This is a genomic window from Thiothrix nivea DSM 5205, assembly GCF_000260135.1.
GTDB classification, from domain to species: domain Bacteria; phylum Pseudomonadota; class Gammaproteobacteria; order Thiotrichales; family Thiotrichaceae; genus Thiothrix; species Thiothrix nivea.
The window spans coordinates 4,294,288-4,307,649 of record NZ_JH651384.1; the positions used below are offsets into that span (position 1 = coordinate 4,294,288).

General features: G+C 54.7%; 11 protein-coding genes. 9 read left to right on the forward strand and 2 right to left on the reverse strand.

Features of this window, described 5'->3' with window-relative positions; genetic code table 11:
- Positions 1 to 54 precede the first annotated feature (54 nt).
- A complete protein-coding gene (locus THINI_RS25440) occupies positions 55 to 1,050 on the reverse strand; it encodes a hypothetical protein (RefSeq protein ID WP_050988101.1) in 996 nt (331 codons plus the stop codon).
- A 41-nt stretch (positions 1,051 to 1,091) separates the two neighbouring features.
- On the reverse strand, positions 1,092 to 1,400 hold the full coding sequence (locus tag THINI_RS21390; protein ID WP_002710585.1) for a hypothetical protein: 309 nt from the start codon (positions 1,398 to 1,400) through the stop codon (positions 1,092 to 1,094).
- 265 nt (positions 1,401 to 1,665) lie between these two features.
- On the opposite strand from THINI_RS21390, the gene THINI_RS21395 reads away from it, so the two are divergent.
- From THINI_RS21395 to THINI_RS21435, 9 genes are read left to right on the forward strand one after another with little or no spacing between them, the layout of a single operon-like run.
- Complete coding sequence (locus THINI_RS21395; protein WP_154724478.1) at positions 1,666 to 3,561, forward strand: ATP-binding protein; 1,896 nt, start codon at positions 1,666 to 1,668, stop codon at positions 3,559 to 3,561.
- Positions 3,558 to 4,919 carry a sigma-54-dependent transcriptional regulator gene (locus tag THINI_RS21400; RefSeq protein WP_002710587.1) on the forward strand — a complete coding sequence of 454 codons (1,362 nt, stop codon included), beginning with the start codon at positions 3,558 to 3,560 and terminating at the stop codon, positions 4,917 to 4,919. Before THINI_RS21395 ends, THINI_RS21400 begins: the two co-directional genes overlap by 4 nt.
- 24 nt (positions 4,920 to 4,943) lie before the next feature.
- Positions 4,944 to 5,546, forward strand: a complete 603-nt coding sequence (locus tag THINI_RS21405; protein ID WP_002710588.1) for a DUF1819 family protein — start codon at positions 4,944 to 4,946, stop codon at positions 5,544 to 5,546.
- Entirely contained in the window at positions 5,534 to 6,136 is a 603-nt protein-coding gene (locus THINI_RS21410; RefSeq protein ID WP_002710589.1) for a DUF1788 domain-containing protein, read from the forward strand. The genes THINI_RS21405 and THINI_RS21410 overlap by 13 nt, the downstream gene beginning before the upstream one ends.
- An 18-nt stretch (positions 6,137 to 6,154) precedes the next feature.
- On the forward strand, positions 6,155 to 9,784 hold the full coding sequence (brxC, locus tag THINI_RS21415; protein WP_002710590.1) for a BREX system P-loop protein BrxC: 3,630 nt from the start codon (positions 6,155 to 6,157) through the stop codon (positions 9,782 to 9,784).
- A gap of 56 nt (positions 9,785 to 9,840) precedes the next feature.
- The gene (locus THINI_RS21420; protein ID WP_002710591.1) at positions 9,841 to 10,506 is read left to right on the forward strand and encodes a type IV toxin-antitoxin system AbiEi family antitoxin domain-containing protein; all 666 of its coding nucleotides are present in this window, start codon (positions 9,841 to 9,843) and stop codon (positions 10,504 to 10,506) included.
- The gene (locus THINI_RS21425) at positions 10,503 to 11,372 is read left to right on the forward strand and encodes a nucleotidyl transferase AbiEii/AbiGii toxin family protein (RefSeq protein WP_002710592.1); all 870 of its coding nucleotides are present in this window, start codon (positions 10,503 to 10,505) and stop codon (positions 11,370 to 11,372) included. Before THINI_RS21420 ends, THINI_RS21425 begins: the two co-directional genes overlap by 4 nt.
- On the forward strand, positions 11,369 to 12,634 hold the full coding sequence (locus tag THINI_RS21430) for an AAA family ATPase (protein WP_002710593.1): 1,266 nt from the start codon (positions 11,369 to 11,371) through the stop codon (positions 12,632 to 12,634). The genes THINI_RS21425 and THINI_RS21430 overlap by 4 nt, the downstream gene beginning before the upstream one ends.
- Positions 12,624 to 13,346 (forward strand): hypothetical protein, encoded by a 723-nt coding sequence (locus THINI_RS21435; protein ID WP_002710594.1) that lies wholly within the window; start codon positions 12,624 to 12,626, stop codon positions 13,344 to 13,346. Before THINI_RS21430 ends, THINI_RS21435 begins: the two co-directional genes overlap by 11 nt.
- The last annotated feature ends 16 nt before the right edge of the window (positions 13,347 to 13,362 follow it).

A 13,362-nucleotide genomic window follows, 5' to 3' on the forward strand; every position in this document is an offset into this window, starting at 1 on the left:
TCTTCACAGCCCTTCTCCCGCTGGGGGGAGAAGGGCTTGACGGTTAGTTAGGGTTTACCGGCCTGCTGGAGGCGTCCAGGTTTGGCCTTGCATCCCGGACATGCCGCCCATTCCAGACATGCCGTTCATACCGCCCATGCCGTCCATGCCTGACATTCCGGACATACCGTTCATGCCCGACATACCGCCCATTCCGGACATCCCGTTCATACCACCCATGCCCTGCATCCCGGACATGCCGCTCATGCCGTCCATGCCTGACATTCCGGACATACCATTCATGCCCGACATGCCGCCCATGCCTGACATCCCGGACATACCGTTCATGCCCGACATACCACTCATGCCGCTTTGGGCAGGAACCCATACCCACTGGCCTGCCATACCTGACATCCCGGACATACCGTTCATACCCGACATGCCGCCCATGCCCTGCATCCCGGACATACCGCTCATGCCATCCATCCCGGACATACCGTTCATGCCATCCATCCCGGACATACCGTTCATACCCGACATGCCGCCCATGCCCTGCATCCCGGACATACCGTTCATGCCGCCCATGCCCTGCATCCCGGACATACCGTTCATGCCGCCCATGCCCTGCATCCCGGACATACCGTTCATGCCTTGCATCCCGGACATGCCGCTCATGCCAGTCTGGTTAGGAACCCATTTCCAGTAACCTTGTTGTTGGCCAGCCATCCCGGACATTCCATTCATACCCGACATGCCGTCCATGCCTGACATTCCGGACATCCCGTTCATGCCCGACATGCCGCCCATGCCCTGCATCCCGGACATGCCGTCCATGCCTGACATTCCGGACATCCCGTTCATGCCTGACATACCACCCATGCCTTGCATCCCGGACATGCCGCTCATGCCGTCCATGCCTGACATTCCGGACATCCCGTTCATACCCGACATGCCGCCCATGCCTTGCATCCCGGACATGCCGCTCATACCTTGTTGGTCAGCAAATGCGACCGGGGTGAGCAGGATTGCGCCAACCATGACTGCCAGAGCCTTTTTAACCAATTGCTTCATTTGAAACCTCCTTGAAATGGATTTTGAGTGTGATGCCAAACTTATTCACCGGTATGCCAGCCACGAATGTCGTAGTAGTCAGTCATGCCGGGGTGAGTGAAAGGGGTAAACCAGTTGCCCTGGTTTTCAAGAAAATGCAGCGAGGCGGGATAGGGTTGTTCCACTCCCCGGAGGGAGGCTGTGTACCAAGCCGAATCATGCTGGACTTCGGTGATGACGGGAGCAGTTGCGGGACGTTCCGCCGGGTTTGTACCCGCAATGTAAACAGGTTCATTGGCCTGCGCATTACTGGCAGCCAGCGATAACAGGGTGATTTGCATCAGAGGGTAGATGAAATAACGCATTCGCATATTGAAGTGTCTCCTCTCACTGGTCTTTCACTCACTTGTATTGTTTGCAGTATGCGTGCCAGGCACTGGATAAAAACCACAAGCTAATGAAAACAATAAATTTATTGTTATTTCGGGAAGAGGTTTGCACACTTGTTTAACCTGTTTTTTATGACAGAATGTCATATTTTCGAGTGACATTCTGTCATGAGAAATGATCAGCAGGACATTTTGTCATGAACTGGTTTAAACTCGCATTATCGTTATAACCAGGGAACTCATGTGTATGTCGGATCCTGCACGGATATTTCATGAACAACATCTGAGCCGCCGCTTCATCGTGTTTTTGTTCGGGGTGTTGGGGTTGGTATCGGTGTGCTTCCTGCTGATGTTTTATTATTTCTACAATGCCCAGATTGCCGGGGAGCGTACCCAGGCTTCCCACGCCGTCAGCCTGTTGCTGGAATCTTCGCTGCAACGCGCCATGTTGCGCCGTGACCTGCCGGGTTTGCGTGACATCATCAGCGACCTGGGCAAGGAGGAAAACGTGCGTGAAGTCATGATCCTGAACCCGGCGGGGGAAGTACGCTTTGCCTCCCGGCAGGAACGGTTGGGGCAACAGGCGGGACAGATCATCCAGCAGTTTTGTCCAGGGTGTACCTCCGCCAGCCTGCCGGTGGAGCCAGTAAGCCGCTTTCTGGTGGCAGGGGGAGGCGAAATATTACGTACCTTCCACCCGGTCAGGAACCGGCCAGAATGCATGGAATGCCACGGCAGCGCAGCGGAACACCCTGTCAACGGCATCCTGGTGGTTGACCATGACGCCGCGCCGATCCGCAACAAAGGTCTGATGAACATCTTGGTGCTGGTGGGGGCTGGCAGCATCGCGGTGCTGTTCAGCGCCTGGGCGGCGTGGTGGTTCATGCAGCGTTACGTGCTGCAACCGGTCAAACGTCTGGATACCGCCAGCCGCGCCCTGTCGTGGGGGAAACTGGCGACCCGCGTGCCGGTCAGCGGGCGTGATGAAATGGCGAACCTCGCCGCGACTTTCAACCACATGGCCGAACGCCTGCAACACAGCCACCAGGCACTGCAAAGCCGCGAACAGTTCCTACAGGGCTTGGTCGACGCCGTACCCGATGGCGTGCGCGTGATTGGCCCGGATTACCGTATCGTGGTCGCCAACCGCGCCTATGCCGACATGAGCGGTTTTGCAACGCCCGCCGGGCTGCGCCAGCAATACTGTTACAAGGTGACGCGCCAGGGCGATGCCCCTTGTCCACCATCCCTGCACACTTGCCCGCTGGAGGTGCTCAAGGGGCCGCAGGCCAGCCTGAAATTCATGGAAACCCTGCAACGTCCGGATGCTTCGCTGCTGTCCACTGAAGTCTATGCTGCCTGTCTGCCGGTGGCGGACAGCGCTGGTTTCATGGTGGTGGAATCGGTGCGCGACCTGGAAAAGACCGTGCAATATTCCCACGAACAGAAACTGGCCTCGCTGGGCGAACTGGCGGCAGGCGTGGCGCATGAAATCCATAACCCGCTGGCTTCGGTGCGCATTGCCCTGCAAGCCAGCGACCAGATACTGGATGTTTCCCAGGAAGACGTGACTGAACTGAAAGACTACCTGCATCTGGTGGATGAACAGGTGGAACAATGCCTGGATGTGACCCGCCGCCTGATGAAGCTGGGTACGCTTGCCAGCAGCCACCCCGAACTGGTGGAAGTGAACACCGTCATCCGCGAAACCCTGTCGCTGCTGCGTTTCGAACGCGAACAGCGCGGCATCAAGCAAACGCTGGAACTGGATTCCGGTAACCCGCGCATCCTGACCGCCGACAACAACCTGCGCATGATCATCCTCAACCTGGCGCAAAATGCTTTCCACGCCATGCCGGAGGGCGGCGAACTGGCCATTGCCAGCCGTTATCAGGGTGACGAGGTGCAAATCTGCGTCAGGGACACCGGCACAGGCATTGCCGACGAGGTGTTGCCGCACATTTTCGACCCGTTCTTCAGTCGCCGGGTTGACCAGCGCGGCTCAGGGTTGGGGTTGACCATTACCCGTTCCCTGATCCAGCAGCATGGCGGGCGTATTGAGGTAACAGCACATGCACTGGGCAATACCGAATTCGTCCTGCATTTCCCTGACGCTGATGCCGCCAGCAAGGAGGCCGCATGATCCCCCTGATTCTGGTGATTGATGATGATATAACCCTCAACCGCCTGATGGTTGGGCAACTCAACCGCATGGGCTATGCCGCCGCAGGGGTGCATTCCTGGACAGAGGGGCAGAACTACCTGCAACAGCACGACCCGCATTTGGTGCTGCTGGATTGCCAATTGCCGGACGCCAGGGGCAGGGATGTGCTGCCGCATCTGGTTGCCGATTACCCCGTCATCCTTATCACCGCTTTCGGCAGCGTTAAGGAGGCAGTGGTGTCGATGCAGGCCGGGGCGGCGGAGTATTTGCTCAAGCCGGTCAACATGGATGAATTGCAACTGGTGATTCGCAGGGTACTGGACGCGCACAGCATGAAACGCGAGTTCCTCTACCTCAAAGAACAGGTGCAAAAGCGCAAATCCTTCATGGTCGGCAGCAGTGCCGCGCTCAAGGAAGTTGAACACATGATTGACGCGGTGGCACCCAGCATGATGACTGTGTTGATACAGGGCGAAAGCGGCGTGGGCAAGGAACTGGTGGCGCGCGAACTCCACGAACGTAGCCAGGTCGCCAACCACGGCTACGTGGCGCTGGACTGCTGCACCATGCAGGAAAGCCTGTTCGAATCGGAACTGTTCGGGCATGAAAAGGGCGCTTTCACCGGCGCGGATCGTCAGAAACAGGGGCTAATCGAAAGCGCCGAGGGTGGCACGCTGTTCCTGGATGAAATCGGTGAAATCACCCCCGCCATTCAGGCCAAGCTGCTGCGGGTGCTGGAAACCGGCAGGTTCCGCCGCGTGGGGGGAACCCGCGACCTGACCGCCAATGTGCGCATTGTCGCCGCCACTAACCGCGACCTGCTGGCCATGTCGCGGGAAGGCGAATTCCGTGCCGACTTGTTTTACCGCCTGAATGCTTTCACCATCTATGTGCCACCGCTGCGGGAGCGCAAGGACGACATTACCGCGCTAGTGGAGCATTTCATCAACAACCACGATTTTTCCCGCCGGGTTAACAAACACCTGACGGACAAGGCACTCGACAAGCTGCGGGCTTACCCATGGCCTGGCAATATCCGCGAGCTGAAAAACATGGTGGAACGTGCCATTATCCTCTCTGGCGATGCGGCGAAGATTCAGCCGGAACACATCACCCTCAGCCCCGAAATTTCCCCGGCGACAATGCCATCATCCAGCCGTAAGGGGATCAGTCTGGATTTCGATGAGTTGCCAACCCTGGAAGATCTGGAACGGAATTACCTCAACTTGCTGCTGGACAGGTATGAAGGGCATCGGGGCAAGGTGGCGCGTGCGCTGGGGATCAGTGAACGGAATGTTTACCGGTTACTGAAGAAGTATGATTACATGGAAGCTTGAATTAACTTTTGATTGAATACTTTAATGATAAATGCCAAAGAATACATGGGCGACTTGATCGGCGGCGGCCTGTTGATGGCTGAGAGTCGGATTGTCGCGGAAACCTTGCTGAAAGACCTGCCAGAAGAAGACTGGAAGTGCTTGTTTGAGGTTGAAAACATCCTGCAAAAACCCTCCCGGCATTCATCCATCCGTTATGCGCGCGCCATCCGGCGGCGTTTGACCCCTTTGGGCAAGGAATTCATCCAGGCATTGCTGAAAGCCCCTGAAGCAGAATATGTGCAGATGTTGTTGCTGGCTGTCCTGATTCACTCTCCCGTGCTGGCCGATTTCATGCGTCTGGTAGTGGCGGAACATAAACGGCTGTATAAACTTGTGCTTCCCACAGGATCATGGGATTTTTTTATTGCAGAACGGATTCAATTAATGCCAGACTTGGACAGTTTTTCTGTCTCAACATTGAACAAAATTGGTACAAATGCCGTCAGAGTACTGGTTGAAAGCGGCTATCTGAATTCCAACCGACAACGCGAATTCCAGCCGGTCTACCTGCTTCCTGAAGTGCGCCAGTGGCTGCTGATACTTAACCACCCTGAACTTGAAGATGCCATGGAATGCACAACCTGACTTACCTGCACAACCGGCTTGATCTGATCCTGAAACGGCTGGAAGATCCGCGTTTCCTGCGAAACGACGGCTTGGGCAATGAAATCGGCTTTTGGCTGTTTGATTACCCCGCTGAATATGAAATACAGGTTCGCCAACACGTTGCTCTGTTAACCGACAAGCTCCAGAAACGTAACCGTCAGTTTGTTTGCATGAATATTTTCCAGGTGTTGGTGGAGATGCTGGCGTCACGCAACTTGCTGGAACGTACTTTCGAGCGTGAACGTCAGGTGGGAGCGGATGCCTTGCGCAAGACGCTGGCCGGGCCGCTCAGCCAAGACAAGGTGGCGCGTTACATGGCGGATCAGATCAAGCCGGAAAACCAGGAATTTGTCATCCTGTGGGGCTTAGGCAGCGCATGGCCGCTGGTGCGTGGGCATGAGCTATTAAGCGCCTTACAGGATGTGATGGGCAAAACACCGTTATTGTTGTTTTACCCCGGCACCTACAGCGGGCAAGACCTGCATCCGTTCGGGTTGGTGGAATCACGCAATTATTACCGCGCTTTCAAACTGGTGCCGGAAGACGGCAAAACTACACTTTCCGCGTAAGCTGAAACAAGGGCTTTCATGAACGTCGAACACATTTTCAATAAACCGTTGACCCGTGACATCAACGGGGTGGTCAAGGCCGAACAACTGGATAACGCCAGCGTTTATGTGGAACTGGATGAATATGTGGTAACGCGGGAACTGGAGCAGCATTTCCGCCATTTCTTTGAAACCTACACCCCCTCACTGACCAGCCGTAGCCCTGCCATGGCAGGCAAGATCGGGGTATGGGTATCCGGTTTCTTCGGTTCCGGTAAATCGCACTTCATCAAAATCCTGTCTTACCTGCTGGAAAACCGGCAGACCGATAAAGACGGGCAGCAACGCCGAGCCATCGACTTCTTTCAGGAAAAGTGTGATGCCAGCGCCATCGACGCAACGCTTTACTCCGACATGCATAGTGCCGCGCATCATGCCGCCGATGTCATCCTGTTCAACATTGATTCCCGCGCCAATACCGATGAACAGGAAAACGCCATCCTCAAGGTGTTCCTCAAGGTGTTCAATGAGCGCGTGGGCTATTGTGCTGATTTCCCGCATATCGCCCATCTGGAGCGGGAACTGGATGGCAGGGGGCAATATCAGGCGTTCAAGGACAAATTTGCCGGGCTGACGGGTTCAACCTGGGAAAAGGAACGCGATGCTTTCGACTTTTACCGCGATGAACTGATGACCAGTCTGGCTGCCGCCAGCAAGCAAAGCGAGCCTTCGGTCAGGCAGTGGGTTGAACAACTGGAAAACAATTTCCCACTCGACATCCGCAATTTCTGCAAGTGGGTGAATGACTACATCGAGCACAACGGCGGGCGCAATGTGCTGTTCCTGGTGGATGAAGTCGGGCAGTTCGTGGGCAAGAATTCGCAGATGATGCTCAAGCTGCAAACCATTACCGAAGATTTGGGCACCTATTGCGGTGGCCGCGCCTGGGTTATCGTGACGGCACAAGCCGATATTGATGCCGCCATCGGTCAGCTCGACAAGCGTCAGGGGGATGATTTTTCCAAGATTCAGGGGCGTTTTTACACCCGCTTGCAGCTTTCCAGCACCAATACTGCCGAAGTCATCCAGAAACGTCTGTTGGAAAAAACGGAGCCTGCCAGGGCGCAGCTGGAGGCTCTTTTTGCCGACAAAGGCGACATCCTGCGCAACCAGCTCAGTTTCGACAAAACCACCACGGCGGAACTGAAAAGCTATACCGATACACGCTCGTTCGTCGATAACTACCCCTTCATTCCCTACCATTATGCGCTGGTGCAGAAGGTGTTCGAGTCGATCCGCACCAAGGGGGCAACCGGCAAACATCTGGCGATGGGGGAACGCTCCTTGCTGGATGCTTTCCAGTCCGCCGCCAAGCAGGTCAAGGATCAGGCGCTGGATGTGTTGATCCCGTTCCACCGCTTCTATGCGCCCATCGAAAGCTTTCTGGAGCCTGCGGTCAAGCGCACCATTGATCAGGCGTGTGAGCTGGATTCCCTGACTGCCTTTGACGCCGACATCCTCAAAACCCTGTTTCTGATCCGCTATGTGGAGGCGGTCAAAAGCACGCTCGACAATCTGGTGACGCTCACGGTTGAGCGGATTGATACCGACAAGGTGGCGTTGCGCCGTCAGATTGAAGAGAGTCTGAACCGGCTGGAACGGCAGTTACTGATTGCCCGCAATGGCGATGAGTTCATTTTCCTGACCAATGAAGAGAAGGAAATTGAAAACGAAATCCGCCACACCGAGATTGAGTCATCCGAACAGACCCACAAGCTGTCACAGATCGTGTTTGATACCCTCTTGCAACGCCAAACCGCTTACCGCTACCCGGTCAACAAACAGGATTTCAGGGTCAGCCGCTTCTGTAACGGGCATCCGCGTGATGGGGCGAATCTGGAAGATTTGGTGGTGAAAGTGGTGTCACCGCTAGACCCTGCCTACGACAGTTACCATCTGGAAGCCAATTGCATCAAGCACACGCTGGCAAACGATGGCTGCATCCTGATCAGGCTGGGCGAAAACAAGCGTTTGTGGGATGAGCTGACCACCTTCATCAAGACCGAGCGTTTTCTGAAAGTGGCGTCCGGCCAGCGCCCGGAACAGGAACACCTGTTGCGCGACAAGGCATTTGAAAACACCCAGCGCGAAAAGCGCCTGTATACCGAATTCACTGCCCTGTTCACGGATGCGGATGTCTATGCCATTGGCGCAAGGCTGCAACCCAAAAACACCACACCCTCCACCCTGGTGGATGAAACGTACCGTTATGTGCTGGAGAACACCTTCAGCAAGCTGAACATGCTGCGCCCGACCCAGGGCGACCTCAACCGCGAACTGCAAGCGGTGCTGACTGCTGATGATGTGGCGCAACTGGGGCTGGATTTGAATGTACCGGAATGCAACCCGGAAGCCATGCGCGAAATCGAGAGGTATGTCAGCCTGAAAATCAGCCGCAATGATGCCGTGTACCTGAAAGATGTGCTGAACCAGTTTACCCGCCGCCCGTATGGCTGGCAGGAAAACGAAATCCTGCTGTTGCTGGCGCGGTTGGGGTTGGCGGGCAAGCTCAGTTTTACCCTGCAAGCCGCCGATTTGCCGTTGAAAAAAGCCTATCAGCCGTTTACCAGTGTGCGTTCACGCGCTGACATCCGTCTCCAGAAAATCCGCCAGCATGACGAGCGCCAGCTCCAGAAAACGGCGGCGTTGGTGAAAGACCTGTTCCAGAAACCGTTCACCGGCTCCGGGGAAAAGGAGCTGGCGGAATTGATCCGCCGCGAGTTAAGCCAATGGCATGACAGCCTGAAAACCTTCCGCAGCAAGGCGCAGACCGGTCAGTACCCCGGTAAGGCCGACATCGACAAGGGTATTGTGCTGGTGGTGGGTTTGCTGGAACAAAGCAACAGTTTCACCCTGATTGAGCAGATGTTGCAAGATGCTGCGGCGCTGGAAGACTTTGCCGAAGACTTCGAGGATCTGGACAACTTCTACAACAGCCAGTTCCAGACCTGGCAGACGCTGGCGACAGCCCTGCATAACCAGTTTAAAGACAATCGGCAGGCGCTTGAAAAGGATGACACCGCCCGTAATGCGGTGGCGGAACTAGAAGGCATCTACAACAGCGCATCCCCCTATGGACAGTTACGGCGTATCAGTCCGCTGATTGAACAGGTACAAAAGATCAACCAGCAATTGTTGGAAGAAAAGCGCCCTCATGCGTTGAATCGGGTCGCTCAGCGTATCAACAATATCACCGCTGCCTTGGACGCAGCAGGCGCTCCTTCCGAATTGCGGAACCGCGCTCTGCACCCATTACAACAATGCCGCCAGACTATTGAGAAAGCAGTTTCTATCCCGCTGATCCTCTCCCAACAGACCGAAGCCAATACGCTGGAAGATGAAGCTTACGACCTGATCAACCGCCACATCGAGGAAAAGGTCAAGCAGCCGTCTCCACCACCGCCATCACCCGGCAAAAGTGGTGATACTCCACCACCTCCACCACCCAAGCCCGTTACACCGGTCAAGAAAACCATCACCGTGCGGGCTGTGGGCAGCCATGGGGAAACTATTCTGGAAACCGAGGCGCAGGTCGGGGAATACATCCGCCAGTTGCAGGAGAGCCTGTTGAAAGCTGTCCGCGCCGGGGATCGGGTACGGGTGAAATGACAAACCGGGAAAAATTCTTCATACTTCCATTTTTCAAAAGTTAGTGGAATTTTCTGATGCAAACGCTCACGCAAGTGCTGCTGGAACAGGGTTGGGACAAGCGCGTGCTGGATGATACACAGTTTGCCAGGCTGGTTGGTGGTACGGATGCGCGGCGCTACGGGCTGGTCAACCGCGCCTTGCAGGCAGGCGAGCTGCTGCGCCTGAAACGCGGCCTGTATGTCATGAGTCCACGTTTCCGCCAGAGCTTGCCGCATCCGTTTGTGGTGGCGCAGGCGTTGCTGCCCGCCAGCTATGTCTCGTTTGAAGCCGTGCTGGCCCATCACGGCTGGATTCCTGAAGCAGTCTACGCTACCACGTCGGTGACGCCGGGGCGCAAATCCATCCGCCATGATGTGCCAGGCTACGGACAATTCGTGTTTCACCCGCTGGCGCTGGCAAGCGGTTATTTCCTGAGCGGCGTGCAACGGGTGGAACTGGCGGGGCAACACTGCCTGCTGGCCAGTCCCTTGCGTGCCTTGCTGGACTTGGCGTGCCTGCGCAAGTGGGAGTGGCAGGGGCTGCCTGCATTGCTGGACGGGCTGCGTCTGGATGAGGATGAGCTGTGTAGCGTGACCCATGCCGACATCGTACAGCTTCAACCGGTTTACAAGCATCAGCGGGCGCGGGATTATCTGGACGCGCTGGCGGGTGCGCTCAGCAGCGGGCGGGAGGCGGCATGATCGATATTATCCAGCAGCGGCTGGCCCGCTATCAGGCGGGCAATCTGGCGGAAGAAATGCAGGCGCTCAAGGAAATCCTGCAAGAACTGGCACTGTATGGCTTGTGGCGCGGCGGTTTTTTTGAAGTGGCGGCGTTTCAGGGTGGAACCAGTTTGCGGATACTGCACCAGTTGCCGCGCTTTTCGGAAGACCTGGATTTTATCCTGCGCCAGCCACCCGTGGATTTTGACTGGCAGCCGTATCTGCAACAACTGCTGGCCACCCTGGAACTGTTCGGGCTACAGCCGGAAGTGCTGGACAAAAGCCGCATGGAGCAACCGATCCGCAAAGCCGTGCTGAAAGATGATTCGATTGCCCAGCAACTGAACCTCGCGTTCTATCCGGCACAGGCCGGTAGCCGCGCCACCCCGCACAAGCTGAAAATCAAGCTGGAAATCGACATCAACCCACCGGCTGGCTCGGGGTTTGACTGGCGCTATCTGGATTTTCCGCTGGATTTTGAAGTCTGCCATCAGGATTTACCCAGCAATTTCGCCCTGAAAATCCATGCGCTGCTGTGCCGCCCTTATGTGAAAGGGCGTGACTGGTACGATTTCAACTGGTATGTAAAACAAGGCATCAAACCCAATTTGCCGCACTTGCAGGCCGCCTTGCAACAGGCCGGGCCATGGCAGGGGCAAGACCTGCAAGTCGATGCTGCGTGGTTAAAACAGACCTTGCTGGACAAAATTGCCATAATTGACTGGAAAACCGCCGTGCAGGATGTGGAGCGGTTTGTGCTTACCATCGAACAGGCCAGCCTGCGCCTGTGGAGCGAGCGTTTTTATACCCAGCGGGTGGAACAGTTATTCAAGGAACAACCATGATCACACGTTTCTACATTGACAACTTCAAATCGCTGGTCGATTTTGACCTTGAACTCGCCAAGTTCAACTGCCTGATCGGGCTGAACGGCGCGGGCAAAAGCACCGTGCTGCAAGCGCTGGACTTCGTAAGTCATTGGATGACACAAGGCGGGGTCGAAAAATGGCTAGAACTGCGTGACTGGAATATGAAAGATGTCAAATCCAGCCTCACCAAAAACAAGCACATCAAAATCGTACTTGAGATCAAGCTCAACGATGGCACTAGTAACGCAAACTTCCGTTGGGAGGCAACCTTTAACCCCGGAAAAATGTGCTGTATCAATGAAAAGTTAGTAGTCGTTGGTTTTCCAGTTTCTTTATTTGAATCAGATGGTAAACGTTATTCTATCTGTCAACTATATAATCAGAAACCTCTTACCGTATTTGAAAGTGTGAAATATGAGGAGTTTAATTTCTGCGGAAAATCAAGAGAAAAAAATTATTATAAGTGTGATTACTACAAAGATATTGATTTTGAATATCAGGGTTCACTTTTGTCTCAGTTAACCGACCACCGTCTAGGGGATTTTGTTCGGAGGTTTAAACAGGAACTCAGTCGACTACGTGCATTTGATTCATTTTCCCCTGACTGCTTGCGAGTTGCTGCAAAGAAAGATGAGCAAAATGACAAACAGGATATTGGTATCAACGGCACACAAATCGCCAAATTTATCCGCGATCTAAAGCAGGAAGAGAAAGATAGTTTGCTGAAAAGTTTGCAAGGCTATTATCCGCAGGTCACGGAGATTATCACCAAACTTAACCGTGCAACCGATAGCATTGAGCTGGAAATCGTCGAGCAATACAGCCCGGATTCCAAACCAGTCAGAACCAAAGCCGACCATATCAATGATGGCTTGTTGCGCACATTGGCACTGCTGGCGGAACAATACAGCCCGCTGGAAACCCTGCTATTCGATGAAATCGAAAACGGTATCAATCCCGAAGTCACGGAAAAAGTGGTGGATGCGCTGGTCAGTTCCCCCAAGCAGATTATTGTCACCACCCACAGCCCCATGATCCTCAATTACATGAGTGACGAGGTAGCCAAGGAAGCTGTTACGTTGATTTACAAAAACAGTCACGGTCATACCCACGCTACACGCTTCTTTAATGTGCCATCAGCGGCTAAAAAGCTCACAAGCCTTGCGCCGGGTGATGCCATGCTGGACTTATACCTGCAAGAGGTAGCCCAAGAAGCGGAAGCCACCTATGCTCAATAAAATTGCAGTGACAGGGGAAGGCCCAACAGATATGGGGTGTTGCCGCAACCAGCAGCCTGATTGCACTGGTGACGATTTTGAAGTGGGGGCAGTGGCACATTTGCTGTTTAAACTGGTTTACCACCATTTGCCTGAATGGAATGCCGATTTGCTGGATGCTGCTAATCCTGCCGCGCACATGAGTTTTGTGTTAGGCAGTTGGTTGGGGCAGCAAAGTAGTGCTAGACGCAAAATACGCCCTAGCACACGGGTCAAAAAAGGCTTTGTGGAACACGCCCAACGTGCAGAAGCGTTAGCACAGTACGCTTTGAGCCATCAGCATGAACTGGCAGCTTATTTCCACGATACCGACCGGCTGGAACGTCAGGATTTGGTGGCGGCTATTGAAGAAGGTTTCCGCGCTGCTGAATTTGCCGAGCGCGGCATTGCCCTTGTGCCTAAACCGACTTCGGAGGCGTGGTTCATTTGTGCCACCAAGCCCCACCCTTACCAACATTGCCCCCAGCTTGAGGATGAGCTTTCTGGTAATGACCGCTCACCGCAACGCGCACCTAAAACGGTGCTGGGGCAGTACCTCCAGAACCCGGATTATACCCGCCATGACCTGAATGAGTTGGTCGGGCAGCTTGATGTTACCCGTATTGATATGCCCAGCTTTAATGAGCTGCGTGCCCAAGTCACCACTGCCATCACCGTTGTGTGTGGGCAGTAAAGGAATCACCCAATCT

Bases quoted from the DNA above. Each gene is read 5' to 3' on its own strand.
- THINI_RS25440 (WP_050988101.1), bottom strand. From the start codon at position 1,050: ATGAAGCAATTGGTTAAAAAGGCTCTGGCAGTCATGGTTGGCGCAATC.
- THINI_RS21390 (WP_002710585.1), bottom strand. From the start codon at position 1,400: ATGCGAATGCGTTATTTCATCTACCCTCTGATGCAAATCACCCTGTTA.
- THINI_RS21395 (WP_154724478.1), top strand. From the start codon at position 1,666: ATGTCGGATCCTGCACGGATATTTCATGAACAACATCTGAGCCGCCGC.
- THINI_RS21400 (WP_002710587.1), top strand. From the start codon at position 3,558: ATGATCCCCCTGATTCTGGTGATTGATGATGATATAACCCTCAACCGC.
- THINI_RS21405 (WP_002710588.1), top strand. From the start codon at position 4,944: ATGATAAATGCCAAAGAATACATGGGCGACTTGATCGGCGGCGGCCTG.
- THINI_RS21410 (WP_002710589.1), top strand. From the start codon at position 5,534: ATGCACAACCTGACTTACCTGCACAACCGGCTTGATCTGATCCTGAAA.
- brxC (WP_002710590.1), top strand. From the start codon at position 6,155: ATGAACGTCGAACACATTTTCAATAAACCGTTGACCCGTGACATCAAC.
- THINI_RS21420 (WP_002710591.1), top strand. From the start codon at position 9,841: ATGCAAACGCTCACGCAAGTGCTGCTGGAACAGGGTTGGGACAAGCGC.
- THINI_RS21425 (WP_002710592.1), top strand. From the start codon at position 10,503: ATGATCGATATTATCCAGCAGCGGCTGGCCCGCTATCAGGCGGGCAAT.
- THINI_RS21430 (WP_002710593.1), top strand. From the start codon at position 11,369: ATGATCACACGTTTCTACATTGACAACTTCAAATCGCTGGTCGATTTT.
- THINI_RS21435 (WP_002710594.1), top strand. From the start codon at position 12,624: ATGCTCAATAAAATTGCAGTGACAGGGGAAGGCCCAACAGATATGGGG.